The sequence below is a fragment of the Roseateles noduli genome (genome assembly GCF_050626985.1).
Classification (GTDB): Bacteria; Pseudomonadota; Gammaproteobacteria; order Burkholderiales; family Burkholderiaceae_C; genus Roseateles; species Roseateles noduli_A.
Window position 1 is genome coordinate 131,956 of record NZ_CP192463.1, and the last position, 22,260, is coordinate 154,215.

General features: G+C 68.9%; 21 protein-coding genes and 3 tRNA genes. 17 read left to right on the top strand and 7 right to left on the bottom strand.

The annotated features are described in order from the left end of the window. Window positions 1-12: 12 nt before the first annotated feature. From ACQ4L4_RS00575 to ACQ4L4_RS00595, 5 genes are all read right to left on the bottom strand, one after another. Window positions 13-1,842: a glutamine--tRNA ligase/YqeY domain fusion protein gene (locus ACQ4L4_RS00575; RefSeq protein WP_431102309.1), complete on the bottom strand. Its 1,830-nt coding sequence runs from the start codon at window positions 1,840-1,842 to the stop codon at window positions 13-15. 177 nt (window positions 1,843-2,019) lie between these two features. Then, window positions 2,020-2,877: a LytR/AlgR family response regulator transcription factor gene (locus ACQ4L4_RS00580; protein ID WP_431102310.1), complete on the bottom strand. Its 858-nt coding sequence runs from the start codon at window positions 2,875-2,877 to the stop codon at window positions 2,020-2,022. A 31-nt stretch (window positions 2,878-2,908) separates the two neighbouring features. Next, window positions 2,909-4,090 carry a sensor histidine kinase gene (locus ACQ4L4_RS00585; protein WP_431102311.1) on the bottom strand — a complete coding sequence of 394 codons (1,182 nt, stop codon included), beginning with the start codon at window positions 4,088-4,090 and terminating at the stop codon, window positions 2,909-2,911. Window positions 4,091-4,140: 50 nt separating this feature from the next. Beyond that, the gene (locus ACQ4L4_RS00590) at window positions 4,141-4,659 is read right to left on the bottom strand and encodes a DUF6622 family protein (RefSeq protein WP_431102312.1); all 519 of its coding nucleotides are present in this window, start codon (window positions 4,657-4,659) and stop codon (window positions 4,141-4,143) included. Between the two features lie 273 nt (window positions 4,660-4,932). Beyond that, on the bottom strand, window positions 4,933-6,558 hold the full coding sequence (locus ACQ4L4_RS00595) for a helicase HerA-like C-terminal domain-containing protein (RefSeq protein ID WP_431102313.1): 1,626 nt from the start codon (window positions 6,556-6,558) through the stop codon (window positions 4,933-4,935). Between the two features lie 105 nt (window positions 6,559-6,663). Between ACQ4L4_RS00595 and ACQ4L4_RS00600 the strand changes: the two genes are divergently transcribed. The 9 genes from ACQ4L4_RS00600 to rng all read left to right on the top strand — a co-directional run bounded on the left by ACQ4L4_RS00600 (window position 6,664) and on the right by rng (window position 14,753). Next, window positions 6,664-7,389, top strand: a complete 726-nt coding sequence (locus tag ACQ4L4_RS00600) for a YebC/PmpR family DNA-binding transcriptional regulator (protein ID WP_377156647.1) — start codon at window positions 6,664-6,666, stop codon at window positions 7,387-7,389. Then, window positions 7,386-8,669 (top strand): phosphoribosylamine--glycine ligase, encoded by a 1,284-nt coding sequence (gene purD / locus ACQ4L4_RS00605; protein WP_431102314.1) that lies wholly within the window; start codon window positions 7,386-7,388, stop codon window positions 8,667-8,669. Before ACQ4L4_RS00600 ends, purD begins: the two co-directional genes overlap by 4 nt. Before the next feature lie 6 nt (window positions 8,670-8,675). Continuing rightward, window positions 8,676-9,386, top strand: coding sequence for a 1-acyl-sn-glycerol-3-phosphate acyltransferase (locus ACQ4L4_RS00610; RefSeq protein ID WP_431102315.1), 711 nt, complete (start codon window positions 8,676-8,678; stop codon window positions 9,384-9,386). Beyond that, complete coding sequence (gene hemF / locus ACQ4L4_RS00615; protein ID WP_431102316.1) at window positions 9,383-10,318, top strand: oxygen-dependent coproporphyrinogen oxidase; 936 nt, start codon at window positions 9,383-9,385, stop codon at window positions 10,316-10,318. Before ACQ4L4_RS00610 ends, hemF begins: the two co-directional genes overlap by 4 nt. A 10-nt stretch (window positions 10,319-10,328) precedes the next feature. Next, window positions 10,329-10,985 carry a nicotinate-nucleotide adenylyltransferase gene (gene nadD / locus ACQ4L4_RS00620; RefSeq protein ID WP_431102317.1) on the top strand — a complete coding sequence of 219 codons (657 nt, stop codon included), beginning with the start codon at window positions 10,329-10,331 and terminating at the stop codon, window positions 10,983-10,985. Next, window positions 10,986-11,927 (top strand): ribosome silencing factor, encoded by a 942-nt coding sequence (gene rsfS / locus ACQ4L4_RS00625; protein ID WP_431102318.1) that lies wholly within the window; start codon window positions 10,986-10,988, stop codon window positions 11,925-11,927. 4 nt (window positions 11,928-11,931) lie between these two features. Beyond that, window positions 11,932-12,402, top strand: coding sequence for a 23S rRNA (pseudouridine(1915)-N(3))-methyltransferase RlmH (gene rlmH, locus ACQ4L4_RS00630; protein ID WP_431102319.1), 471 nt, complete (start codon window positions 11,932-11,934; stop codon window positions 12,400-12,402). Between the two features lie 109 nt (window positions 12,403-12,511). Beyond that, a complete protein-coding gene (locus ACQ4L4_RS00635) occupies window positions 12,512-13,132 on the top strand; it encodes a Maf family protein (RefSeq protein WP_431102320.1) in 621 nt (206 codons plus the stop codon). Window positions 13,133-13,259: 127 nt separating this feature from the next. Next, entirely contained in the window at window positions 13,260-14,753 is a 1,494-nt protein-coding gene (gene rng, locus ACQ4L4_RS00640; protein WP_431102321.1) for a ribonuclease G, read from the top strand. Here the strand turns inward: rng and ACQ4L4_RS00645 are convergent. Both ACQ4L4_RS00645 and ACQ4L4_RS00650 read right to left on the bottom strand, forming a co-directional pair. After that, complete coding sequence (locus tag ACQ4L4_RS00645) at window positions 14,732-15,334, bottom strand: hypothetical protein (protein WP_431102322.1); 603 nt, start codon at window positions 15,332-15,334, stop codon at window positions 14,732-14,734. The genes rng and ACQ4L4_RS00645 overlap by 22 nt on opposite strands. Beyond that, window positions 15,331-16,194, bottom strand: coding sequence for a hypothetical protein (locus ACQ4L4_RS00650; RefSeq protein ID WP_431102323.1), 864 nt, complete (start codon window positions 16,192-16,194; stop codon window positions 15,331-15,333). The genes ACQ4L4_RS00645 and ACQ4L4_RS00650 overlap by 4 nt, the downstream gene beginning before the upstream one ends. A gap of 249 nt (window positions 16,195-16,443) precedes the next feature. Between ACQ4L4_RS00650 and tolB the strand changes: the two genes are divergently transcribed. The 8 genes from tolB (at window position 16,444) to apbC (ending at window position 22,070) form a co-directional block, all read left to right on the top strand. Next, window positions 16,444-17,769, top strand: coding sequence for a Tol-Pal system beta propeller repeat protein TolB (tolB, locus tag ACQ4L4_RS00655; protein WP_431102324.1), 1,326 nt, complete (start codon window positions 16,444-16,446; stop codon window positions 17,767-17,769). A 274-nt stretch (window positions 17,770-18,043) separates the two neighbouring features. Further along, window positions 18,044-18,577: a peptidoglycan-associated lipoprotein Pal gene (gene pal / locus ACQ4L4_RS00660; RefSeq protein ID WP_431102325.1), complete on the top strand. Its 534-nt coding sequence runs from the start codon at window positions 18,044-18,046 to the stop codon at window positions 18,575-18,577. 9 nt (window positions 18,578-18,586) lie between these two features. Further along, window positions 18,587-19,396, top strand: coding sequence for a tol-pal system protein YbgF (ybgF, locus tag ACQ4L4_RS00665; RefSeq protein WP_377156630.1), 810 nt, complete (start codon window positions 18,587-18,589; stop codon window positions 19,394-19,396). A 48-nt stretch (window positions 19,397-19,444) separates the two neighbouring features. Then, complete coding sequence (locus ACQ4L4_RS00670) at window positions 19,445-20,257, top strand: tRNA threonylcarbamoyladenosine dehydratase (RefSeq protein ID WP_377156628.1); 813 nt, start codon at window positions 19,445-19,447, stop codon at window positions 20,255-20,257. Window positions 20,258-20,357: 100 nt separating this feature from the next. Continuing rightward, a tRNA-Lys gene (locus tag ACQ4L4_RS00675) sits at window positions 20,358-20,433 on the top strand. Between the two features lie 34 nt (window positions 20,434-20,467). Further along, window positions 20,468-20,543: transfer RNA gene (locus ACQ4L4_RS00680), tRNA-Lys, on the top strand. 177 nt (window positions 20,544-20,720) lie between these two features. Beyond that, window positions 20,721-20,796: transfer RNA gene (locus ACQ4L4_RS00685), tRNA-Lys, on the top strand. 170 nt (window positions 20,797-20,966) lie between these two features. Continuing rightward, window positions 20,967-22,070 (top strand): iron-sulfur cluster carrier protein ApbC, encoded by a 1,104-nt coding sequence (gene apbC, locus ACQ4L4_RS00690; RefSeq protein WP_431102326.1) that lies wholly within the window; start codon window positions 20,967-20,969, stop codon window positions 22,068-22,070. Window positions 22,071-22,260: the final 190 nt, after the last annotated feature.

Consider the following 22,260-nt stretch of genomic DNA (forward strand, 5'->3'; position numbering starts at 1 on the left):
GCCGCCCCGGCCTTACTTCCCGAAGCTGTCCCGCAGCCCGGTGATCTTGTTGAACACCGGCGCGTCGGCCCGATGGTCGACGCGATCGGCGACGAAGTAGCCGTGCCGCTCGAACTGGACCTTGGTGTCCGGAGCGGCCTCCTTCAGCGAGGGCTCCAGGTAGCCGCGCGTCACGCGCTTGGCGTCCGGGTTCAGCAGCTCCAGGAAGTTGCGGTCGCCGGCGTCGGGCTGGGCCTCGGTGAACAGGCGGTCGTACAGGCGCAGCTCGGTGGCGATGCCTTCATGCGCGCCGACCCAGGTGATCACGCCCTTGACCTTGACCGCGTCCGCGCCAGGCGTGCCGCTCTTCGTGTCCGGCACCAGCTTCGCGAGCACCGCGGTGATGGTGCCGTCGGCATCCTTCTCGCAGCCGGTGCACTCGATGACGTAGCCGTACTTCAGCCGTGCCTTGTTGCCGGGGAACAGGCGGTGGTAGCCCTTGGACGGGACTTCCATGAAGTCCTCGCGCTCGATCCAGAGCTCGGGGCCGAGGCTGAACGCGCGCGTGCCGAGTTCCGGCACATGCGGATGGGCGGGGGCTGAGCACGGCTCGCGGTGATCGGTCGAGCCGAAGATCTCCGCGTAGTTCTCGAGCTTGAGCTTGACCGGATCCAGCACCGCCATCGCGCGGGCGGCCTTGCCTTCGAGGTCGGCGCGCAGGTAGCCGTCCAGCACCGAGTACTCGATCCAGGCGTTCGTCTTGGACGCGCCGGTGCTCTCGACCATCGCGCGGATCGCTTCGGGCGTGTAGCCGCGCCGGCGCATGCCGACCAGCGTGGGCATGCGCGGATCGTCCCAGCCGTCGACGTGGCCTTCTTCGACCAGCTGGCGCAGCTTGCGTTTGCTGGTGACGACGTAGGTCAGGTTCAGCCGGCCGAATTCATACTGATGCGGCAGCGGGCGGGCGAGCAGGCCGCCTTCGGCCAGGTGCTCCACCAGCCAGTCGTAGAACGGGCGCTGGTCTTCGAACTCCAGCGTGCAGACGCTGTGCGTGATGCACTCCAGCGCGTCCTCGATCGGATGCGCGTAGGTGTACATCGGGTAGATGCACCACTGGTCGCCGGTGTTGTGGTGCGTCGCGCGGCGGATGCGGTACAGCGCCGGATCGCGCAGGTTGATGTTGGGCGACGCCATGTCGATCTTGGCGCGCAGCACCATCGAGCCGTCGGGGTGCTTGCCGTCGCGCATCTCGCGCAGGCGGGTCAGGTGTTGCTCGGGCGTGCGGTCGCGGAAGGGGCTGTTCTTGCCCGGCGTGCCGAAGTCGCCGCGGTTGGCGCGCATGTCCTCGGGGGACTGCTCGTCGACGTAGGCCAGGCCTTGCGACACCAGGTACTCCGCGCCCCGGTACATCAGGTCGAAGTAGTTGCTGGCGTAGAACAGGTGGCTGGTCTCGTGGCCGCCGGCGTCCGCGGCGTCCCAGCGCCAGCCCAGCCAGGCGACCATCTCCTTGATCGCGTCGACGTACTCCTGCTCTTCCTTCTCCGGATTGGTGTCGTCGAAGCGCAGGTGGCAGATGCCGCCGTAGTCGCGCGCGAGACCGAAGTTCAGGCAGATCGACTTGGCGTGGCCGATGTGCAGGTAGCCGTTGGGCTCGGGCGGGAAGCGGGTGCGGATCCTGGCCGGGTCCAGCGGACCGGCGGCGTGATGCGCCGCGTCGCCCGGGCTGCCGCCGAAGTGGCGCGCCGGCTGGAAGCCCTGTTCCAGGTCGCGCTCGATGATGGCGCGCAGGAAGTTGCTGGGCTTGACGGCGGCGTCCGTCTTGTCGGGCGCGGGGGCGCCGGCGGTCTTGTCGTGGCTGGACATCGGTGGATGAAGTCTCAAGGAAGGCCGTGGATTCTACGTGGGGGCCGGTGCGCTCACTCTCAATGGGCAGATGTTCGATCAGCGGCATCGCTGCCGGCGTCGACCAGGCGGCGAAGTCCGCGTCCACCCCAGCGCCTTCCGGCGAGCACCGGGGACGCGCCTGCGCCGTCCGGCGGCTCACATCGCCCGGAACAGGTGCCCGTACATCCGGCTCACCGCCAGCTTCTCGGGCCGGCGGCGCAGCCGGAGGGTGAGCTTGCCGGTGTCGTCGCGGAGGACGCGTTCGATCGCGTCCACGTGCACGATGTGCCCGCGGTGCACCTGCCAGAAGCGGTTCGCGTCGAGCTGCGGGAGCAGCTCGCGCAGCGAGATCCGCACCAGGTATTCCTGATCGGCGGTGAGCACGCGGACGTACTTGTCCGCGGCCTCCAGGTAGACGACGTCGTCGACTGGCACCAGCACGATGGATTCGCCGACACCGACCTGCAGGTGGCGCAGTGTCGCTGTCGCGCTCCCGGCCGCGGCAGGCGCGCCGGACGGCGTGGAGGCCGTCGCCCCAACCGCCGTCAAGGGCGCTCCGACGCCCAGCAGCCCGCGCAGTTGCTCGATGGCCGACTCCAGCGCCGCGGGCGGCTGTTGTCGCTGAGCGAGCGCCGTCTTCAATCGCGAGACCGTCTGCCCCAGCCGTTCGCGCTGCACGGGCTTGAGGACGTAGTCCACCGCCGCGCGATCGAACGCCTGAAGCGCGAACTGGTCGTAGGCGGTCACGAACACCAGCAGCGGAAACGCGGCGCCGCCGGGTCCTTCCTCGTCCCAGTCGTCGGCGAGCTGCGCCGCCGCCTCCAGGCCGGTCATGCCGGGCATGCGGATGTCGAAGAAGCAGACCTCCGGCCGATGCCGCAGCGCCAGCGTCACGGCCTCCTCGCCGTGCGTGGCCATCGCGACGACCTCCAGCTCGGGCCAGAGCGCCTTCAGTTCCTGCCGCAGGTGCGCGGCCAGCAGTTCCTCGTCTTCGGCGATCAGGGCGGTGGGCATGGATGTTTTCCTCCAGAAGGGGCGGATCGATTCAGCGCGTGACGCAGGGGCCGGGCCTGGACGCCGATTCCGAGGCGGACCCGGATGCAGCCCCGGATGCGGGCGTGGGCGAGGGCAGCGGCATGCGGATCCTCGCCCGCGTGCCGCCGCCCGCCGGGCGGGAGAGGTCCAGCCGCGACAGCTCCAGCCGCGCCTGCGGCCCGCAGGCGACGGCCAGCCGGTCGCGCACCTGCACCGTCCCGAAGCCGCCCTCCGGCGACCGCGCCGCCGCGGCGTCGAAGCCCGCGCCGTCGTCCTCGACGTCCAGCAACAACTGACCCTCGACCTCGGCCGCCCGCACGCGCAGCGTGCCGCCGCCGACGTGCGGCTCCAGGCCGTGCTTGATGGCGTTCTCCACCAGCGGCTGCAGCAGCAGCGGCGGCACCGGCACCTCGCGCAGGGCCTCGGGCAGGTCGAACTCGAAGCGCAGCCGCGACCCCATCCGGACCTGCATCAGCGCCAGGTAGTCGGCCAGGCGGGCGAACTCCTCCTTCAGCGGATGGCGTTCGGCGCGGGAGGCCGACAGCGTCGCGCGCAGGAAGGCGATCAGGTGGTCCAGCATCGCCTGCGCCCGGTCCGCGTCCATGCCGATCAACACGCGCAGGTTGGCCAGCGTGTTGAACAGCATGTGCGGCTCGAGCTGAGATTCGAGCAGCCGCAGCTGCGTCTCGGCGGCCTGGCGGCGCAGCGTCTCGGCGCGTGCCTCGGCGGCGGCGATGCGGTGGCGGGACAGGAAGAACAGCGTCGCGCCGAAGCCAGGGATCAGCGCGATCACCATCACGCTGAGCACGCGACGCAAGGGGCTGGAGAGCAGGCTCTTCTCCTGCAGGCCGGTCACCATGTTGCCGGCTTCCACGCCCAGGCTGTAGCCGACGACCGTGCCCAGCACCAGGCACAGCACCATCAGCGGCCAGCCCGGCCAGTCGAAGGGCTCGGCCGGCGCGCGGCCGAAGCGGTCCAGCAGCCGCCAGCGGATCCAGCCCAGCCCGTAGCGCAGCAGGTTGATGCTGGCGGCGCAGAACAGCGAGATGAAGAAGCAGTAGATCAGCGTCGGGCCGAAGGGCTGGCTGAACACGATCGTCAGCGCCAGGGAGATCACCAGGGTCAGCGTCAGCACGATGAGCACATGCCGGACGATCCAGCGCACGGGCGGCGAGAGGGGCAGGGTGCTCATGGGGTCGGAGTGTCGGCGATCGCGGCGAGGGTCGGAACTCAGGCCGGCACTCAGGCCGCGACCGCGCCCGGTGTCTGGGGACGGTGGCCCAGGATGTTGATCGCCCGACCCAGGAAGGCGCCGCTGAACAGGCCGAAGGCGGCGCTGAACCCGATCGCATGGGCGGTGTTGTGGGCGTAGTCGGGGTGCAGCGCCAGGCTCATGCCGGAGGCGAACTTCAGGACGAAGATGCCCAGCATCAGCCCCATCGGCACCCAGCTGCCGGGGACGAGGAAGCGGCGGCTGGTGGCGTCGTAGCGCACGTTGCCGGGCCAGCGCAGGGCGCGCAGCGCCAGCACGCCGACGACGATGCCGCCCAGCCAGGCCAGGCCCGGCAGGCCGTCCAGGCCGAAGCTCTTTTCCACGCCCCAGGCGCCGAACACCAGCCACAGCGCCGGCAGCACGATCAGGCGCTTGGCGCGCACCGCGGTGGCGGTGCTCTGCTTCAGGCCGAAGTACAGGATCACCACGAGGATCGCCCACACGAAGCCGGGGATGTGGGAGAGGATCTGAAGCGGGGTGGGGTGCATGGCGGGCTCCGGTGGAGGCAGGCGTTGTCGATGGACGCGACTGTCCCGAAACGGTGCTCCCTTGCCCAGGGTCTGGCGACGAAGCGCCGAAAACCGGCGCGAACGACCTCCGTACGTCGCCACCCGAAGTCCTCGGTAGCAGATCCGGGGAAGTGCGACAGTGGTCGGGGACGGTGAGGTGTGGGGTTTCCGCGCTGGCCGCGGGGGCCCCATACCTCGGCGGCCTACGCCCCGCTCGAGGCAGGTGGGCGGTCTACCGCTGGAGCGGGGACCTCAGCGTCGACGCTTGGTCGACCCGCCGCCCAGCAGGCTGCCGAGCACGCCCCGGACGATCTCCCGACCCACCGACGAACCGATGCTGCGCAGCGCGGACTTGGCCGCCGTCTCCGCCAGCCCCTCGTGACGCCCGCCGCGCGGGCCGGTGCTGCCGAACAGCACGTCCTTGAGCCCGCCGAGCAGGCCGCCGCCGTCGTCCTGCGCGGGCGCGGGGGCGGGCGACCCGCCGCGGCCCGTGGTCGGCGCGCGGCGCAAGGCCTGGTCCGCCTCGTCGGCCATCGACCCGGCACCGGCGCCGCCGCGCGGCGAGCCCGCCTGCGACGGCTGCGGCGCGGCGTCGGCGGACGTGGCGGCCCGGCCGGTCAGCTTTTCATATGCCGACTCGCGATCGACGTGCTTCTCGTAGACGCCCGCGACCAGCGACCCTTTGATCAGCGCCTTGCGCTGCTCCGGCGTGATCGGCCCGATCTGGCTGCCCGGCGGGAGCACGAACACCCGCTCGGTGATGGCGGGCCGGCCCTTCTCGTCGAGCAGGCTGATCAGCGCCTCGCCGACGCCCAGCTCGGTGATCGCCATCGCGATGTCCAGCCCCGGCTTCGGACGCATCGTGTCCGCCGCCGCCTTGACCGCCTTCTGGTCGCGCGGCGTGAACGCGCGCAGCGCGTGCTGCACCCGGTTGCCGAGCTGGCCCAGCACCGTGTCCGGGATGTCCAGCGGGTTCTGCGTCACGAAATAGACGCCCACGCCCTTGGACCGGACCAGCCGCACCACCAGCTCGATGCGCTCCACCAGCGCGGCCGGCGCATCCTTGAACAGCAGGTGGGCCTCGTCGAAGAAGAACACCAGCTTGGGCTTGTCCAGGTCGCCGACTTCGGGCAGCGCCTCGAACAGCTCCGACAGCATCCACAGCAGGAAGGTCGCGTACAGCCGCGGCGCGGCCATCAGCTTGTCCGCGGCCAGGATGTTGATGACGCCCAATCCATCCGATGTCTGCATGAAATCGTGGATGTCGAGCATCGGCTCGCCGAAGAACTTGTCGCCGCCCTGCGCCTCGATCTGCAGCAGTCCGCGCTGGATCGCGCCGACGCTGGCCGCGGAGACGTTGCCGTACTGGGTCGTGAACTCGCTGGCGTTGTCACCGACGTGCTGCAGCATCGCGCGCAGGTCCTTCAGGTCCAGCAGCGCCAGGCCGTGGTCGTCGGCGATCTTGAACACCATCTGGAGCACGCCGCCCTGGGTCTCGTTCAGCCCCAGCATCCGCGACAGCAGCAGCGGTCCCATGTCGGAGACCGTCGCGCGCACCGGATGGCCCTGTTCACCGAACACGTCCCACAGCGTCGTCGGGCAGGCGATGGGCGCCGGCGGTTCGAAGCCGCGTTCCTTCAGCACCGCCAGCAGCTTGGCCGACGGCGCGCCGGCCTGCGAGATGCCGGTCAGGTCGCCCTTGACGTCCGCCATGAAGACCGGAACGCCCAGTTGGCTGAACGATTCGGCCAGTTTCTGCAGACTGATCGTCTTGCCGGTGCCGGTCGCGCCGGTGATGAGACCGTGGCGGTTGGCCAGCGCGGGCAACAACTGGCACTCGATGTCGCCGTGGCGGGCCAGCAGGATCGGGTCGGCCATGCGGAAGTCTCCAGAGGCAAAAAAGCTAAAATCGCAGTCTAACGAAGCAACCACCGCGCCGGCCCGGAGAATTTGTTCCAGGCCGCGTCACAGGAGAACGAGGACATGGCAGGGCATTCCAAATGGGCGAACATCCAGCACCGCAAGGGCCGCCAGGACGAGAAGCGCGGCAAGGTCTGGACCCGTCTGACGCGTGAAATCATCGTCTCGGCCCGCGCCGGCGGTGCCGACGTGGCGATGAATCCCCGCCTGCGCCTGGCCATCGAGAAGGCCAAGGCCGCCAACATGCCGGCCGACAACATCAAGCGCAACGTCGACAAGGCCACCGGCAATCTCGACGGCGTGACCTACGAGGAAATCCGCTACGAGGGCTACGGCATCGGCGGCGCCGCGATCATCGTGGACTGCATGACCGACAACCGCGTCCGCACCGTCGCCGAAGTCCGCCACGCGTTCAGCAAGTACGGCGGCAACCTGGGCACCGAAGGCTCGGTGGCCTTCCAGTTCAAGCACTGCGGTCAACTGGTGTTCGCGCCGGGCACGTCGGAGGACAAGGTCATGGAAGTCGCGCTGGAAGCCGGCGCCGAGGACGTCCTGACCGACGACGACGGCGCCATCGAGGTGCTGACCGCGCCCGCCGACTACGAAGCCGTCAAGAACGCGCTCGAGGCCGCCGGCCTGAAGCCCGAAATCGCCGAAGTCACGATGCGTGCCGAGAACACCATCGAGCTGACCGGCGAAGATGCCGCCCGCATGCAGAAGCTGCTGGATGTGATCGAGGACCTGGACGACGTCCAGGACGTCTACAACAACGCGAGCCTGTCCGAATGAAGGTCCTGGTCCTTGGCAATGGTGGCCGTGAACACGCGCTGGCCTGGCGGCTGGCGCAGGGCGAGCGTGTCACGCAGGTCTTCGTGGCCCCCGGAAACGGCGGCACCGCGCGCGACCCGCTGCTGAAGAACGTCCCGATCACCGACGTGAAGGCGCTGGCCGACTTCGCCATCGAGCAGAAGATCACGTTGACGGTCGTCGGCCCGGAAGCCTTCCTGGCCGCCGGCGTCGTGGACGAGTTCCGCGCCCGCGGCCTGCGCATCTTCGGCCCGACCAAGGCCGCCGCGCAGCTGGAGAGCTCCAAGGCCTTCGCCAAGGAGTTCATGAAGCGCCACGGCATCCCGACCGCCGCCTACGAGACCTTCAGCGACGCGACCCAGGCGCATGCCTATGTCGACGCGCAGGGCGCCCCGATCGTCATCAAGGCCGACGGCCTGGCGGCGGGCAAGGGCGTGGTCGTCGCGATGACGCTGGCCGAGGCGCATGAGGCGATCGACTGGATCCTTGCGGACAATAAGCTCGGTGTCGTGCACAACGAAGGCGGCGCGCGCGTCGTCATCGAGCAGTTCCTCGAAGGCGAGGAGGCCAGCTTCATCGTGCTGTGCGACGGCCGCAACGTCCTGCCGCTGGCCACCAGCCAGGACCACAAGCGCCTGCTCGACGGCGACCAGGGCCCGAACACCGGCGGCATGGGGGCGTACTCGCCCGCGCCGGTCGTGACGCCCAACGTCCACGCCAAGGCGATGCACGAGATCATCATGCCGACGATCCAGGGCATGGCCCGCGACGGCGCCCCGTTCACCGGCTTCCTGTACGCCGGGCTGATGATCGACGCGCACGGCCAGCCGCGCACCGTCGAGTTCAACACCCGCATGGGAGACCCCGAGACGCAGCCGATCATGATGCGGCTCAAGAGCGACCTGTTCGAGGTGCTGATGCACGCGACCGACGGCACGCTCGACCAGGTCGAGCTGCAGTGGGACCGCCGCGCGGCGCTGGGCGTCGTGATGGCCGCGAGCGGTTATCCGCTGTCGCCGCGCAAGGGCGACGCGATCTCCGGTCTTCCGGAGGACGGCGAGGAGGCCATGGTCTTCCACGCCGGCACCACGATGCAGGACGACGGCCAGCTGGTGACCAGCGGCGGCCGCGTGCTGTGCGTGACGGCGCTGGGCGAGGCCGTGCGCCACGCGCAGCAGCTGGCCTACCAGACCGCGCAATCGATCCAGTTCGACGGCAAGCAGTACCGCCAGGACATCGGCCATCGCGCCATCAAGCGCTGACCTGACGTGTCCCCTTCCGCTCCCCGCCGATGGACCGGCGCGCTGACGCCGATGCCCGGCGGCAGCGCGTTGGCGCGCGCCGTGCTGGGCGCCTTCGGCTGGCGCATCCTCTGCGACGGCCTGCCGGCGAAGCAGGGGGTGGTGATGGTCTATCCGCACACGTCGAACTGGGACTTCCCGATCGGCGTGCTCACGAAGTGGAGCCTGGGCTTCCAGCTGAAGTTCTGGGCCAAGGACAGCCTGTTCAAGCCGGCGGTCGTCGGCCGCTGGATGCGCGCGATCGGCGGCGTGCCGGTGAACCGGCGCTCGGCCAACGGCATGGTCGCCGACACGGTCCAGCAGATGCTCGAGGCCAAGGCGCGCGACGAATCCTTCTGGCTGATCGTGGCGCCCGAGGGCACGCGCGGCCATGTCGATCACTGGAAGTCCGGCGCGTACCACGTCGCCGTCCAGGCCGGCGTGCCGGTCGGGCTGGCCTCGTTCGACTTCGCGACGAAGCGCGTGCTGTTCACCGACTTCGTCGAGGTCAGCGGCGATCCGGCGCAGGACTTCGCGCTGTTCGCCGAGGTGCTGGGCGGCCGCCAGGGCAAGCACCCCGGGAACGCCGGAGCGATCCGGTTGAAGACTGACCCCCGGCCGGCATCCCTCCCAGCCGCCCACCCCGCATTCCACCCCGCATCCCACCCCGAAGCCGCCAAGGACGGAGATCCCCGATGAATACGCAACTGGTGCGCGATTACCTGCTCGGTCTGCAGCAGCGGATCGTCACGACGCTGGAGCGTCTGGACGGTCAGGACTTCATCACCGACGCCTGGCAGCGCGAGCCCGGCGGCCGCCTCGAAGGCGACGGCCTGGTGCGCCTGATCGAGAACGGCGCCGTGTTCGAACGCGGCGGCGTCAACTTCTCGCATGTGCGCGGCCGCGTGCTGCCGCCGTCGGCGACGGCGCATCGGCCCGAGCTCGCCGGCGCGCCGTTCGAGGCGATGGGCGTGTCGCTGGTGCTGCACCCCCACAACCCGTTCGTGCCGACGGTCCACATGAACGTGCGCATGTTCGCGGCGCTGCCGCCCGACCGCGAGCCTGTCATCTGGTTCGGCGGCGGCATGGACCTGACCCCGTACTACGGCTTCGAGCGGGACGCGCAGCACTTCCACCGCACCTGCCGCGCGGCGCTGGAGCCGCACGGCGAGGCGCTCTATCCGCGCTTCAAGCAGTGGTGCGACGAGTACTTCCACCTGAAGCATCGCAACGAGCCGCGCGGCGTCGGCGGCATCTTCTTCGACGATTTCGCCGAGGGCGGCGTCGAGAAGGCGTTCGGCATGGTCCAATCCGTCGGCGACGCGTTCCTGCCCGCCTACGAGCCGATCGTCGATCGTCGGCACGGCCTGGCCTACGGCGAACGCGAGCGCGACTTCCAGGAATACCGGCGCGGACGTTACGTCGAGTTCAACCTGGTCTTCGACCGCGGCACGCTGTTCGGGCTGCAGTCGGGCGGGCGCACCGAGTCCATCCTGATGTCGATGCCGCCGGTCGCGCGCTGGCGCTACGACTGGCAGCCGGAAGCAGGCTCGCCCGAGGCGAAGCTCTACAGCGACTTCCTCCGCCCCCGCGACTGGGCGGACGAAGTGCCGACGCACCTGTGGTTCTGAAGGGACGCGAGTGAGCGACAGCGCTGCCGAGGGGCCTTCGAACGGCTTGGACCGCCCGGACCGGGCACGACAGGTCGGATGGTTCGGCGGGTCCTTCGATCCGGTGCACCGCGCGCACCTGGCGCTGGCGCACGCGGCGCTCGACCAGCTGGCGCTGGACGAGGTCCGCTGGATCGTCGCCGGGCGCCCGTGGCAGAAGTCGGACCGCCAGATGGCGGACGCCGCGGACCGCGCCGAGATGGTGCGGTTGACGATCGCGGGGACGGGCGGGGATCCCCGCTTCGTCCTCGACGATCGCGAGATGAAACGCGCCGGGCCGAGCTACACGCTCGACTCGGTGCGCGAGTATCAGCAGGAGCGCCCCGACGACGCGCTCTGGCTGATCCTCGGGCAGGACCAGTTGGCCGGCTTCCCAAGCTGGAACGGCTGGGAGGAACTGGTCGAGCGCATGGGGCTGGCAGTCGCGGCCCGCGCGCAGGACAAGGTACAGGCGCCGGCGGCGCTGCTGGAGCGGCCGCATCGGCTGGTCCGGCTGACGATGCCGGCGCTGGAATGGTCATCCACCGAGGCCCGCCGACTGGCGGCCGAGGGCGCTGACGTAGGGCCCGTGGTGGGCGACGAGGTGGCGGGTTATATTGCCCGGCACCGTCTCTACAGTGAGAACTGAATGGACATCAAGAAACTGGAACGTGCCATCGTCGATGGTCTTGAGGATGTGAAGGGCCAGGACATCCTGGTCTTCGACACCGAGCGCCTGTCGCCGCTGTTCGAGCGCGTGATCATCGCCTCGGGCACGAGCAACCGGCAGACCAAGGCGCTGGCCTCCAGCGTGCGCGAGACGGTCAAGAAACGCGGCATGCAGGTCATGCGCACCGAGGGCGAGGACAACGGCGAATGGATCATCGTCGACTGCGGCGCCGCCGTGGTCCACCTGATGCAGCCGGCGATCCGCCAGTACTACCACCTGGAAGAGATCTGGGGCGGCAAGCCGGTGAAGCTCAAGCTGGGCAACAGCGGCACGAAGCTGGTGAAGGCGTCCGAGCCGATGGACGACGAGGACGACGCGCCGAAGGCGAAGAAGTCCTCCGCCAAGAAGGCCGACAAGGCCGACAAGGCCGCGGACAAGAAGGCCGACAAGAAGGCCGAGAAGGCTGAGAAGGCCGACAAGAAGTCCACCAAGATGAAGTCCGTCGACGGCGAGGCGATCGGCGCCGCGTCCAGGAAGGCCCCGACGCGCGCGACCGGCACGAAGTCGGCCGCCGCGAAGTCGGCGACGAAGGCCGCGCAGGCGAAGTCCGCCGCGACCAAGTCCGCCAAGCCGGCTGGCAAGCCTGCCGCCAAGAAGACGAGCATCAAGACCACCGCGGCCGCCGCCAAGCCTGCCGCCAAGACCGCCCGCAAGCCCGCCGCCACCAAGGCGCCGGTCGAGACGGTGAAGGTCGGCAGCAAGAAGCCGGCGACGAAGAAGGTCTCGCCCAAGGTCGCCGCCGCCAAGCCGGCGGCCGCGGCGAGAAAGCCGGCGGCGAAACCGGCGGCCAAGTCGGTGTCCAAGCCCGCCGCCAAGAAGACGACGGTGAAGACCGGCACGAAGTCCAAGGCCAAGGCCTGACCCCGTGCGCCTGGTGTTGTGCGCGGTCGGCCAGAAGATGCCGGCCTGGGCCGATGAGGCCTATGAGGATTTCGCCAAGCGTTTCCCGCCCGAGATGCGGCTGGAGCTCAAGGCGGTGAAGGCCGAACCGCGCACCACCGGCAAGTCGACCGAGCAGCTGATGGCGGCCGAGGCCCAGCGCCTCGACGCCGTCTGCCCCAAGGGCGCCCGGCGCGTGGTGCTCGACGAGCACGGCGAGCGCGTCACCTCGAAGCAGCTCGCGCAGCGGCTCGAGACCTGGCGCGGCGACGGGCGCGACGTCGCGATCTTCATCGGCGGCCCGGACGGGCTCGACGCCAGCATCAAGTCGCGCGCCGACGAGAAGCTGCGCCTGTCCGACCTGACGCTGCCGCACGTTTTCGTCCGCGTGCTGCTGGCCGAAGGCCTCTACCGGGCCTGGTCCGTCATGGAAGGGCATCCTTACCACCGCGAATGATCGCCGCGAATGATCGCCGCGAGTGGGCCGTTCCGAGGATCCGCCTCGCCGATCGGCCTCGATCCCACTTCGCCGCGCCATCGCCTCCGCAACGCTTCAGCGCCACGACATGACCGCCGCCCCTTCGTCCGACTTCGTCTACCTGGCGTCCCAGAGCCCGCGCCGCCGGCAACTGCTGGAACAGATCGGCCTCCGCCATGAACTGCTGCTGCCCGGCGCCGAGGAAGATGCCGAAGCGCTCGAGGCCGTGATCGACGGCGAATCGCCCGACGACTACGTGCGCCGCGTCACCGCGGCCAAGCTGCACGCGGCGCTGCAACGCCGCGAGCGCCGCGCACTGCCGCCGGCGCCGGTGCTGTGTTCCGACACGACGGTGGCCTTGGGCGATCGCATCCTCGGCAAACCCGACGACGCCGCGCATGCGTCGGCCATGCTGGCCAGCCTGTCCGGCCGCGAGCACCGCGTGCTGACCGCCGTCGCCATCGGCACGCCGGACGGCCGCCTGCTGAGCGCGGTCAACGTGTCGCTGGTGCGTTTCGCCGAGATCGGCGACGAGCGCCTGCGCGCCTATGTGGCTTCTGGCGAACCCATGGGCAAGGCCGGCGCCTATGCGATACAAAGTCAGGCCGCCGCCTGGATCGAACACATCGCCGGCAGTTATTCGGGCATCATGGGCCTGCCGTTGTTCGAAACGGCTCAGCTGTTGCGGGAGGCCGGTGTCATTGTCTGAGACCGGAGCGCGGCGCGGAGCCTGACGAAGCATCAAGAGCGGACCCTGGACCGACAAAGCTTTCCGTAAGGCGACTCGAGCGTTGCCGCCAGCCCCGAGGCTGACGAGAGCGCTGGAGTACAAGAACATGGAAGACATCCTGATCAACTGGACCCCGCAGGAGACGCGGGTGGCTGTGGTCGAGAACGGGGCCGTGCAGGAACTGCACATCGAACGGACGCTGGAACGCGGCCTCGTCGGCAACGTCTATCTCGGCAAGGTCGCGCGGGTGCTGCCGGGCATGCAGTCCGCGTTCATCGACATCGGGCTGGAGCGGGCGGCCTTCCTGCATGTCGCGGACCTGCACCTGAACGGCGTGAATCCCCGCGCCCATCACGGCGCACACGGGGACGGCGTCCAGGCCGTGCCGATCGAGCGCCAGGTCTACGAGGGCCAGGCCTTGACCGTGCAGGTCATCAAGGACCCGATCGGCACCAAGGGCGCGCGGCTGTCGACGCAGATCTCGATCGCCGGCCGGCTGCTCGTGCACCTGCCGCAGGACAACCACATCGGCATCTCGCAGAAGATCGGTTCGCCCGAGGCGCGCGACGCGCTGCGGGCGCGCATGCAGACGCTGGTGTCGGCCGGCGTCCAGGACGGCAACACGGGCGGCTTCATCCTGCGGACCAATGCCGAGGAAGCCAGCGACGAGGAACTCGGCGCGGACATCGGCTACCTGCGCAAGACCTGGAACTCGATCCGCGAGAAGTCCTTGAGCCTGCCGCCCGGCAGCCTGCTGTTCCAGGACCTGAGCCTGGTCGAGCGCGTGCTGCGCGACCTGGCCAGCGACCGGACCAATTCGATCCGGATCGACGCCAAGCTCCAGTACGACGTGGTGCGCCAGTTCGGCGAGACCTACATGCCGACGGCGATCGCCAAGCTGGAGCTGTATCGCGGCGAGCGCCCGATCTTCGACCTCAACAACATCGACGCGGAGATCGCCCGCGCGCTGGCGCGGCGCGTGGACCTGAAGTCAGGCGGTTACCTGATCATCGACCAGACCGAGGCGATGACGACGATCGACGTCAACACCGGCGGCTTCGTCGGCGCGCGCAATTTCGACGACACGATCTTCAAGACCAACCTCGAGGCGGCGGGCGCCATCGCGCGCCAGCTGCGGCTGCGCAACCTGGGCGGGATCATCATCGTCGACTTCATCGACATGACCCGCGAGGAGCACAAGACGGCGGTGCTGCAGGAGTTCCGCAAGCAGCTCAGCCGTGATCGCACCAAGGTCACGATCGGCGGCTTCACGCAACTGGGGCTGGTCGAGCTGACGCGCAAGCGCACCCGCGAGTCGCTGGCCCGCATGCTCTGCGAGCCTTGCCCGACCTGCGAGGCCCGCGGCCAGGTCAAGACCGCCCGCAGCATCTGCTATGAGATCCTGCGGGAGATCCTGCGCGAGTCGCGGCAGTTCAATCCGAAGGAGTTCCGCGTGGTGGCGGCGGCCAACGTCGTCGAGATGCTGCTCGACGAGGAGAACCAGCATCTGGCCGGGCTGTCGGACTTCATCGGCAAGCCGATCTCGCTGACCGCCGAGCCGACGAACCAGACCGAGCACTACGACATCGTGCTGATGTAGGCCCGGGAGGGCCCGCCGAAGATCGCGGCGGCGCAGGTCGACGCCAGGGGCCAGGGCACCGTCGTCAATCCTTCCTCGAAGCCGTGGAGCGCGAGCGCCGTGGCCTGGTACGCGGGCATCGCGGGCGCATGGTCATGGATCACGCCGGCGGTCGCGGTGGCCGCGGCCACCGCCGCGTCGCGCACGCTCATCGGCGACTGCTCCAGATACGCCAGCACCGGCAGGGTGAGACGCTCGTGCACTTCGACGAACGCCAGCCGGGACAGTGCCGCGCTCTTGCAGTGATGATCGACCTCGTCGAGGTGGAGCGCATGGCCGAGTTGCTGCAGGGTTGCCAGCAGGACCTCGCGCAGCCGGGCCCCGTGGAGCTCGGCCTCTTCCGAAGGCAGTCGCATGCCCGGCGCGAGCGTGGCGATGTCGACGCGGAAACTGCGGAACATCAGCAGACCGGCCAGCCGTGCGGCGCCGAGGATCTGCGTCTGCGCATGGGCGAGGCCGTCCTCGATCACCAGCCGGGCGCGGACCAGCCGGTGGAAGTGCGCGGTCGCCGCCACGACGTGCTTGAAGGAAATGCCGGTCATCGCGCGGGCTCCCTGGGGATGCGTTCCCACAGTTCCGTGCCGCTCTGCGCCAGCGCGAGCCGCACACGGGGGTCGGACATGACCTGACCCCAGTCCGCGCGCAGCCTGGCCGCGAGTCCGTCGGGCAGGCGCGGCGGGGCGAGCAGCGCGTTCCAGGTCGGCACGTCGCGCCTGTCGAGGGCGTCGAAGTCCGCGAGGTCTGGCGGATCGGCCAGGGCTGCACCGGACACGAAGCGTGGATCGGGCATCGCGGCGTTGAGGGCGCGGGTCGGTCCGGCCGAGGACGGCGGCGCATTCAAGGCTGTGGACAGGGGTGTCGACAGGGGAGTCAGCCACCGTCCGAACATGCCGGGCGGGAACACGGTCACGAAGGGGTGCTGGCCGACGCGCGCGATCGGGGTGAAGTCCTCCGCCGACGCGGTCGGGGGCTGGAACGGATCATCGACCCGGCGCGCTGGGCGTTCCAGCAAGGGGCTGCTGGTCAGCAGCAGGACCTGCCCGTCGGGTCGCGCGGTCGCCACCTGGCGGGCAGCGAGGTAACCCTCGCGGTCCGGGAGATTGCGCACCTCGACCGCCTGGGCCGATCGCTCGGTCCAGACCCGGGCCATCGTCCGCGCCACGTGGTCCGGTCCGCTGCCGGCACTGAACGGGATCACCAGCGTCAACGACCCTTCACGGGTGTCCGTGGCGGGGGGCAGCGTCTGGGCCAGTACGGCCCGGTAGAGCCCGATGCACACCAGGCACACGATGGCGATCAGCCACGCCTGGACCGTGCCGCCCATGCGCGGCAGAAGCAGGCGGCCAACGAAGGACCACCAGGACCAGGCGGGCGGGCGATGGACGGAGGGCGGCAGGGACATGACTTCCTTTCGGTGGTCGCGGCGGGGCGCGCGGGCGAAAGAGGTGATTTTGGGAAAAGGGCGGATCCGACGCCATGACTGCAATTGATGGAACTCGCCGTTGAAATCAACTGGTTCGAGTAGTCGGCCAACTTGTCCATGCAGGCTGGCGCGCCGCTTGCCGAGGGCCTTGCCCTTTGTAACCTCGCCGATCCGAAACACCCGTTCAGGCCTCGGGCACAATCAGGCCTCCATTCGTTCCGCAAGCCGATGAGCACCAAGACGATTGCCACCCCTTCCGCTCTTCTTCCTCCCGGCATCGGCGCGCTGACGCGCCGTGGACTGCTCGGCGGCATGGCCGCCGGGCTGGCGATGCCGGCGCTCGCGCAGTTCCGGGTCGAGATCGCCGGTGTCGGCGCCACCCGGCTGCCGATCGCGATCAGCGACTTCAACAACGAATCGGCCACCGGCCAGCCGCTGGCGGCGATCATCCGCGCCGACCTCGAGCGCAGCGGCCAGTTCAGCATCGTGCCCGGCCAGACCGGCATGAGCGAGACCTCCCAACCCCAGTTCGTCGACTGGCGCGCGCGCGCCGCCGACGCGCTGGCGGCGGGCTCCGCGACGCGCCTGGCCGACGGCCGCTTCGACGTGCGCTACCGCCTGTGGGACGTCGTCAAGGGCACGGACCTGGGCAGCGAGAGCGTGCCCGTCGTCGCCGGCGACCTGCGCCTGGCGGCGCACAAGATCGCCGACACGATCTACCAGAAGCTCACCGGCGAGCGCGGCGTCTTCGCCACGCGGCTGGTCTACGTGAACAAGGCCGGCCCCCGGTACTCGCTGCGCGTCGCCGACGCGGACGGCGAGGGCGAGCAGACCGTGCTCAACAGCCCCGAGGCGATCATCTCGCCGGCCTGGTCGCCGGACGGCAACGAGGTCGCCTACGTCAGCTTCGAGTCGCGCAAGGCGGTGGTCTGGATCCAGGACCTGCGCACCGGCAAGCGCCGCAAGGTCGCGGACTTCCGCGGCACCAACAGCGCGCCGTCGTATTCGCCGAACGGCCAGCAGCTGGTGGTCACGCTCTCGCGCGAAGGCGGCTCGCAGCTGTACCTGATCAACAAGGACGGCTCGGGCGCGAAGCGCCTGACGCAGACCTCCGCCATCGACACCGAGGCGACCTTCTCGCCCGACGGCGCGCAGATCTACTTCGTCAGCGACCGCGGCGGCGCGCCGCAGATCTACCGCATGCCGGCCGGCGGCGGCAACGCGGAACGGGTCACCTTCAGCGGCAACTACAACATCAGCCCGTCCATCAGCCCCGACGGCCGCACGATGGCCTATGTCACGCGCGTGGGCGGCGGCACCTTCAAGCTGTGCGTGATGGACCTCGGCGGCGGCCAGGTCCAGCAGATCACCGACACCAGCGACGACGAGAGCCCCAGCTTCGCCCCGAACGGCAAGCTGATCGTCTACGCGACACGCGCCGGCGGCCGCGACGTCCTGATGACGACGACGCTCGACGGCAAGGTCAAGGCGAAGCTGGCCACGCCGGGCGTCTCGGACATCCGGGAACCCGCGTGGGGCCCCTTCGGCAACTGAGGGCCCCAGGTGCCGCGCGCTCGCCCGTCCGGGAAATCGAAGCATTCCGCAACGCCGGGCACATGGATTGCCTACGTTGGCGTCGCGCTTCGCCCGTCCCGTGCGAAGCGCGACCGCGACGATTCGACGACCTCTCCGCGCCGGCATGCCGGCCCCACGGATGTGTTAGCCCATGATTCACAATTGCTGTTCCCCGCGGCTTCACCGGCGGCGCTGTCCACCGCCATGTCCAGACCGTAACTCCCGCCCGCTTGACCTCTAGGAGCGTATGCCCATGAAATTCGAAAAACTGATGCTTGGCCTGGTGGCCGCCGCAGCCCTGTCCGCCTGCAGCTCGACCAAGCTGGATGAACCGGCCCCGGTCGAGAACAAGACCCCGGTCGTGACGCAGCCGAGCGGCCCGCAGGTCGATCCGAACGCCAACGCGCAACGCAAGGTCGAGACCGTCGATCTGGGCGCCCAGCTGGACGCCGCCGTGTCCAACCAGCGCGTCGTGTTCTTCGACTTCGACAGCTTCGTCGTCAAGGACGAGTACCGCAGCCTGATCGAGAACCACGCCAAGCGCCTGAACAATAAGAAGACGCTGCAGCTGAGCCTCGAAGGCCACGCCGACGAGCGCGGCGGCCGCGAGTACAACCTGGCCCTGGGCCAGAAGCGCGCGGAAGCCGTCGCCAAGTCGCTGACGCTGCTGGGCGTGTCCTCGGGCCAGGTCGAGGCGGTGAGCTTCGGCAAGGAGCGCCCGACCGACACGGGCCACAACGAAGAGGCGTGGGCCAAGAACCGTCGCGTCGAACTGCGCGACAAGTGATCCGGTGACATGAGCATGCTGCGATTCCATCGTTCCTTCCCCTTCGCGCCGGTGTCGGCGGCCAAGGCCGCGCTGATCGGCGTGCTGATGGCGCTGAGCGCCGCCGGCCCCGCGCGGGCGGCGCTGTTCGAGGACGACGAGGCCCGCAAGGCCATCCTCGACCTGCGGACGAAGATGGCGCAGAACGAGGACGCGCAGCGTGCCCGTGTCACGGAGTTGCAGGGCCAGCTCGAGACCGCGCGACGCGGTCTGCTGGACCTGTCCGGACAGATCGAGGCGCTGAAGTCGGACCTGGCCAAGATGCGCGGCCAGAACGAACAGCTGGCGCGCGACCTGTCCGAAACCCAGCGCAAGGTGGCCGACCAGTCGGCCACGCTCGACAACCGGCTGCGCCCGCTGGAGCCGCAGAAGGTGTCCCTGGACGGCAAGGAATTCCAGGCCGATCCGGAAGAGAAGCGCCAGTTCGATGCCGCGATGGGCCTGATCCGCCGCGGCGACTTCAACGAGGCGGTGTCCGCCTTCACGTCCTTCCTGCAGCGTTTCCCGGCGAGCGGTTTCTCCGACTCGGTGCGCTTCTGGCTGGGCAACGCGCAATACGGCAAGCGCGACTACAAGGGCGCGATCGCGACCTTCAAGGCCTTCGTCGCCGCGAATCCGGACCACCCGCGCGCGGCCGAGAGCCTGCTGGCGATCGCCAACTGCCAGATCGAGCTCAAGGACACCAAGAGCGCCCGCAAGACGCTGGAAGACCTGCAGAAGGCCTATCCCGGCAGCGAGGCCGCGAAGGCCGCCAAGGAACGCGCGGCGGGACTGCGCTGATCCGCTGCCTGCCGACCTGCTGAGGACGCGCTCCGGCGCGCAACGATCTTGAGTCTGGAGACCGGGCACGGCCCCCTCGATCTGGAAGCGGACGCGGAGCGCCGCTTCGGCGGTCTGCGCCGTCTGCACGGTGAGCGGGACTACGCGCGGCTGCGCGCGGCGCGTTTCTGCGTCGTGGGGCTGGGCGGCGTGGGCTCCTGGGTCGTCGAGGCGCTGGCCCGCATGGGGGTGGCGCGACTGGTGCTGGTCGACCTCGACCATGTCGCCGAATCCAACATCAACCGCCAGGTGCAGGCGCTCGGCAGCACGCTGGGCATGGCCAAGGCGGAAGCGCTCAAACAGCGCATCGCGGACATCCACCCGGGCTGCGAGGTCGTCACCATCGAGGACTTCGTCGACGACAAGAACTGGCCCTCGCTGCTCGGCGACGTGCAGGTCGACGGCATCGTCGATGCCTGCGACCAGGTCCGCGCCAAGGCGCAGATCGCGGCGTGGGCGAGGGCGCTCAAGCTCCCCCAGATCTGCATCGGCGCCGCCGGTGGCAAGCACCGGCCGCAGGACGTCGAGATCCTGGACCTGTCCGAGACCACCCATGATCCGCTGCTGGCCAACCTGCGCCAGCGGCTGCGCAAGTTCCACGCCGCGCCGCGCCAAGGCGCAATGGGCGTGACCTGCGTGTTCTCGCGTGAGCCGGTGACACGGCCGGAAGGCGTCGATGCCTGCGACCTCGACGGCAACCTGAATTGCCACGGGTATGGATCGAGTGTCGCGGTCACCGCCGGCTTCGGCATGGTCGCGGCGGCGGAGCTGGTGAAACGGTATCTGAAGGCGCTTGCGCGACCGCAAAAAACCGTCCTATAATGTGAGGCTCTGCTGAGGGGCGAACACCTCGAAGCGATGCAGCGGAGGCCGGGGCAACTCGGCTTTCACTGTTTGAAGCAGGCTTAGGCGTGCAGGCTTCGGGTCGTTAGCTCAGTCGGTAGAGCAGCGGACTTTTAATCCGTTGGTCGCAGGTTCGAATCCTGCACGACCCACCATCGCTTCAGATGGCAGTCAGTTGAATGTTCTCGGGGGCTCTTAGCTCAGTTGGTAGAGCAGCGGACTCTTAATCCGTTGGTCGAAGGTTCGAATCCTTCAGGGCCCACCAACCGATCCTTGTCGGATCGTCAGAGTGAAGGACGCGCAGGATGTTGCGTGCGATTCACGGACGACGGAACGATGTCAGAGGGGATCCGGTGTGACGAGGACAAAATATCTGACATAATCTCGGCTTCGCAAGTTTCGACAGAAACTAGCAGGACGAGAAGAAGACAAAGAGAATTTCGGGCTCTTAGCTCAGTTGGTAGAGCAGCGGACTCTTAATCCGTTGGTCGAAGGTTCGAATCCTTCAGGGCCCACCAGAACAAAGGGGTTGCAGCACTGCTGCAACCCCTTTTTCCTTTTCTGCGCCGGATGTGCCCGGAAAGTGCGTCGGAAACTGATTCCGGCATCCGCCTTCGAGTATCGGGTTTTGGCCGCTCGGCTAGACTGCCCGTCGACATTCCTCTGATCGCCACGATCACCCTCGCCCATGTCCCAAGCTCCCCAGATTCAAGAAGCGCCGCTGCTGCAGGCCCTGCAGCAGGTCGTCGATCCCAACACCGGTCGCGATTTCGTCTCCACGAAGCAACTCCGCAACCTCAAGGTGCAGGGCGACGCAGTCAGCTTCGACGTGGAACTGGGCTATCCCGCCGCCAGCCAGATCGATGCGCTGCGGACGGCGCTGGTCGAAGCGGCGCGGTCGGTGCCGGGCGTCGGCAACGTCAGCGTCGGCGTGACGACCAAGATCACCGCCCACGCCGTCCAGCGCGGCGTGCAACTGCTGCCGGGGGTGAAGAACATCATCGCGGTGGCGTCCGGCAAGGGCGGCGTCGGCAAGAGCACGACCGCGGCCAACCTGGCCCTGGCGCTCTCGGCCGAAGGCGCGACGGTCGGCCTGCTGGATGCCGACATCTACGGCCCCAGCCTGCCGCTGATGCTGGGCATCCACGGGCGTCCGGAGAGCACCGACGGCCAGACGATGGAGCCGCTGGAATCGCACGGCCTGCAGCTGATGTCGATCGGTTTCCTGGTCGAGGACGACCAGGCGATGGTCTGGCGCGGTCCGATGGCGACGCAGGCGCTGGAGCAGCTGCTGCGCCAGACGCGCTGGCGCGATCTGGACTACCTGGTGATCGACATGCCGCCGGGCACCGGCGACATCCAGCTGACCTTGTCGCAGCGCGTGCCGGTGAGCGGCTCGGTCATCGTGACCACGCCGCAGGACATCGCGCTGATCGATGCGAAGAAGGGCCTGAAGATGTTCGAGAAGGTCGGCGTGCCGATCCTGGGCATCGTCGAGAACATGGCCATCCACATCTGCAGCCAGTGCGGCCATGCCGAGCACATCTTCGGCAGCGGCGGCGGCCAGCGCATGGCGGACCAGTACAGCCAGGAGCTGCTCGGCTCCCTGCCGCTGGCTCTGTCCATCCGCGAGCAGGCGGACAGCGGCAAGCCGACGGTCGTCGCGGAGCCCGACGGTCCGCACGCCCAGGCCTACAAGCAGATCGCGCGCAAGATCGCGGTGAAGCTCGCTGGCCAGGCGAAGGACTACTCGTCGAAATTCCCGACGATCACCATCTCGAAAAACACCTGACCCCACCGCCCGCGGCAGTCCCTCGACGCAGTGCTGCACTGCAACGGGAGCCGCGCAGGCCGGTGCCCCTCGGAGCGAATTCCGAGCGGCGAGGAGGAGATTGAGCGCAGAGGGGCACCGGCCTGCGCGGCGGGCCGCCCGGTCGCTGCAATGCACAAACCGGACCATCAGAAAATCCCATTGCCTATCG

Excerpts from the sequence above, each read along its gene's own strand:
- hemF (WP_431102316.1), top strand. The coding sequence starts at position 9,383 with ATGAATACGCAACTGGTGCGCGATTACCTGCTCGGTCTGCAGCAGCGG.
- pal (WP_431102325.1), top strand. The coding sequence starts at position 18,044 with ATGAAATTCGAAAAACTGATGCTTGGCCTGGTGGCCGCCGCAGCCCTG.
- ACQ4L4_RS00585 (WP_431102311.1), bottom strand. The coding sequence starts at position 4,090 with ATGAGCACCCTGCCCCTCTCGCCGCCCGTGCGCTGGATCGTCCGGCAT.
- rng (WP_431102321.1), top strand. The coding sequence starts at position 13,260 with ATGGAAGACATCCTGATCAACTGGACCCCGCAGGAGACGCGGGTGGCT.
- apbC (WP_431102326.1), top strand. The coding sequence starts at position 20,967 with ATGTCCCAAGCTCCCCAGATTCAAGAAGCGCCGCTGCTGCAGGCCCTG.
- ACQ4L4_RS00650 (WP_431102323.1), bottom strand. The coding sequence starts at position 16,194 with ATGTCCCTGCCGCCCTCCGTCCATCGCCCGCCCGCCTGGTCCTGGTGG.
- ACQ4L4_RS00645 (WP_431102322.1), bottom strand. The coding sequence starts at position 15,334 with ATGACCGGCATTTCCTTCAAGCACGTCGTGGCGGCGACCGCGCACTTC.
- ACQ4L4_RS00635 (WP_431102320.1), top strand. The coding sequence starts at position 12,512 with ATGACCGCCGCCCCTTCGTCCGACTTCGTCTACCTGGCGTCCCAGAGC.
- ACQ4L4_RS00575 (WP_431102309.1), bottom strand. The coding sequence starts at position 1,842 with ATGTCCAGCCACGACAAGACCGCCGGCGCCCCCGCGCCCGACAAGACG.
- purD (WP_431102314.1), top strand. The coding sequence starts at position 7,386 with ATGAAGGTCCTGGTCCTTGGCAATGGTGGCCGTGAACACGCGCTGGCC.
- tolB (WP_431102324.1), top strand. The coding sequence starts at position 16,444 with ATGAGCACCAAGACGATTGCCACCCCTTCCGCTCTTCTTCCTCCCGGC.
- ybgF (WP_377156630.1), top strand. The coding sequence starts at position 18,587 with ATGAGCATGCTGCGATTCCATCGTTCCTTCCCCTTCGCGCCGGTGTCG.
- ACQ4L4_RS00600 (WP_377156647.1), top strand. The coding sequence starts at position 6,664 with ATGGCAGGGCATTCCAAATGGGCGAACATCCAGCACCGCAAGGGCCGC.
- ACQ4L4_RS00580 (WP_431102310.1), bottom strand. The coding sequence starts at position 2,877 with ATGCCCACCGCCCTGATCGCCGAAGACGAGGAACTGCTGGCCGCGCAC.
- ACQ4L4_RS00595 (WP_431102313.1), bottom strand. The coding sequence starts at position 6,558 with ATGGCCGACCCGATCCTGCTGGCCCGCCACGGCGACATCGAGTGCCAG.
- ACQ4L4_RS00590 (WP_431102312.1), bottom strand. The coding sequence starts at position 4,659 with ATGCACCCCACCCCGCTTCAGATCCTCTCCCACATCCCCGGCTTCGTG.
- rsfS (WP_431102318.1), top strand. The coding sequence starts at position 10,986 with ATGGACATCAAGAAACTGGAACGTGCCATCGTCGATGGTCTTGAGGAT.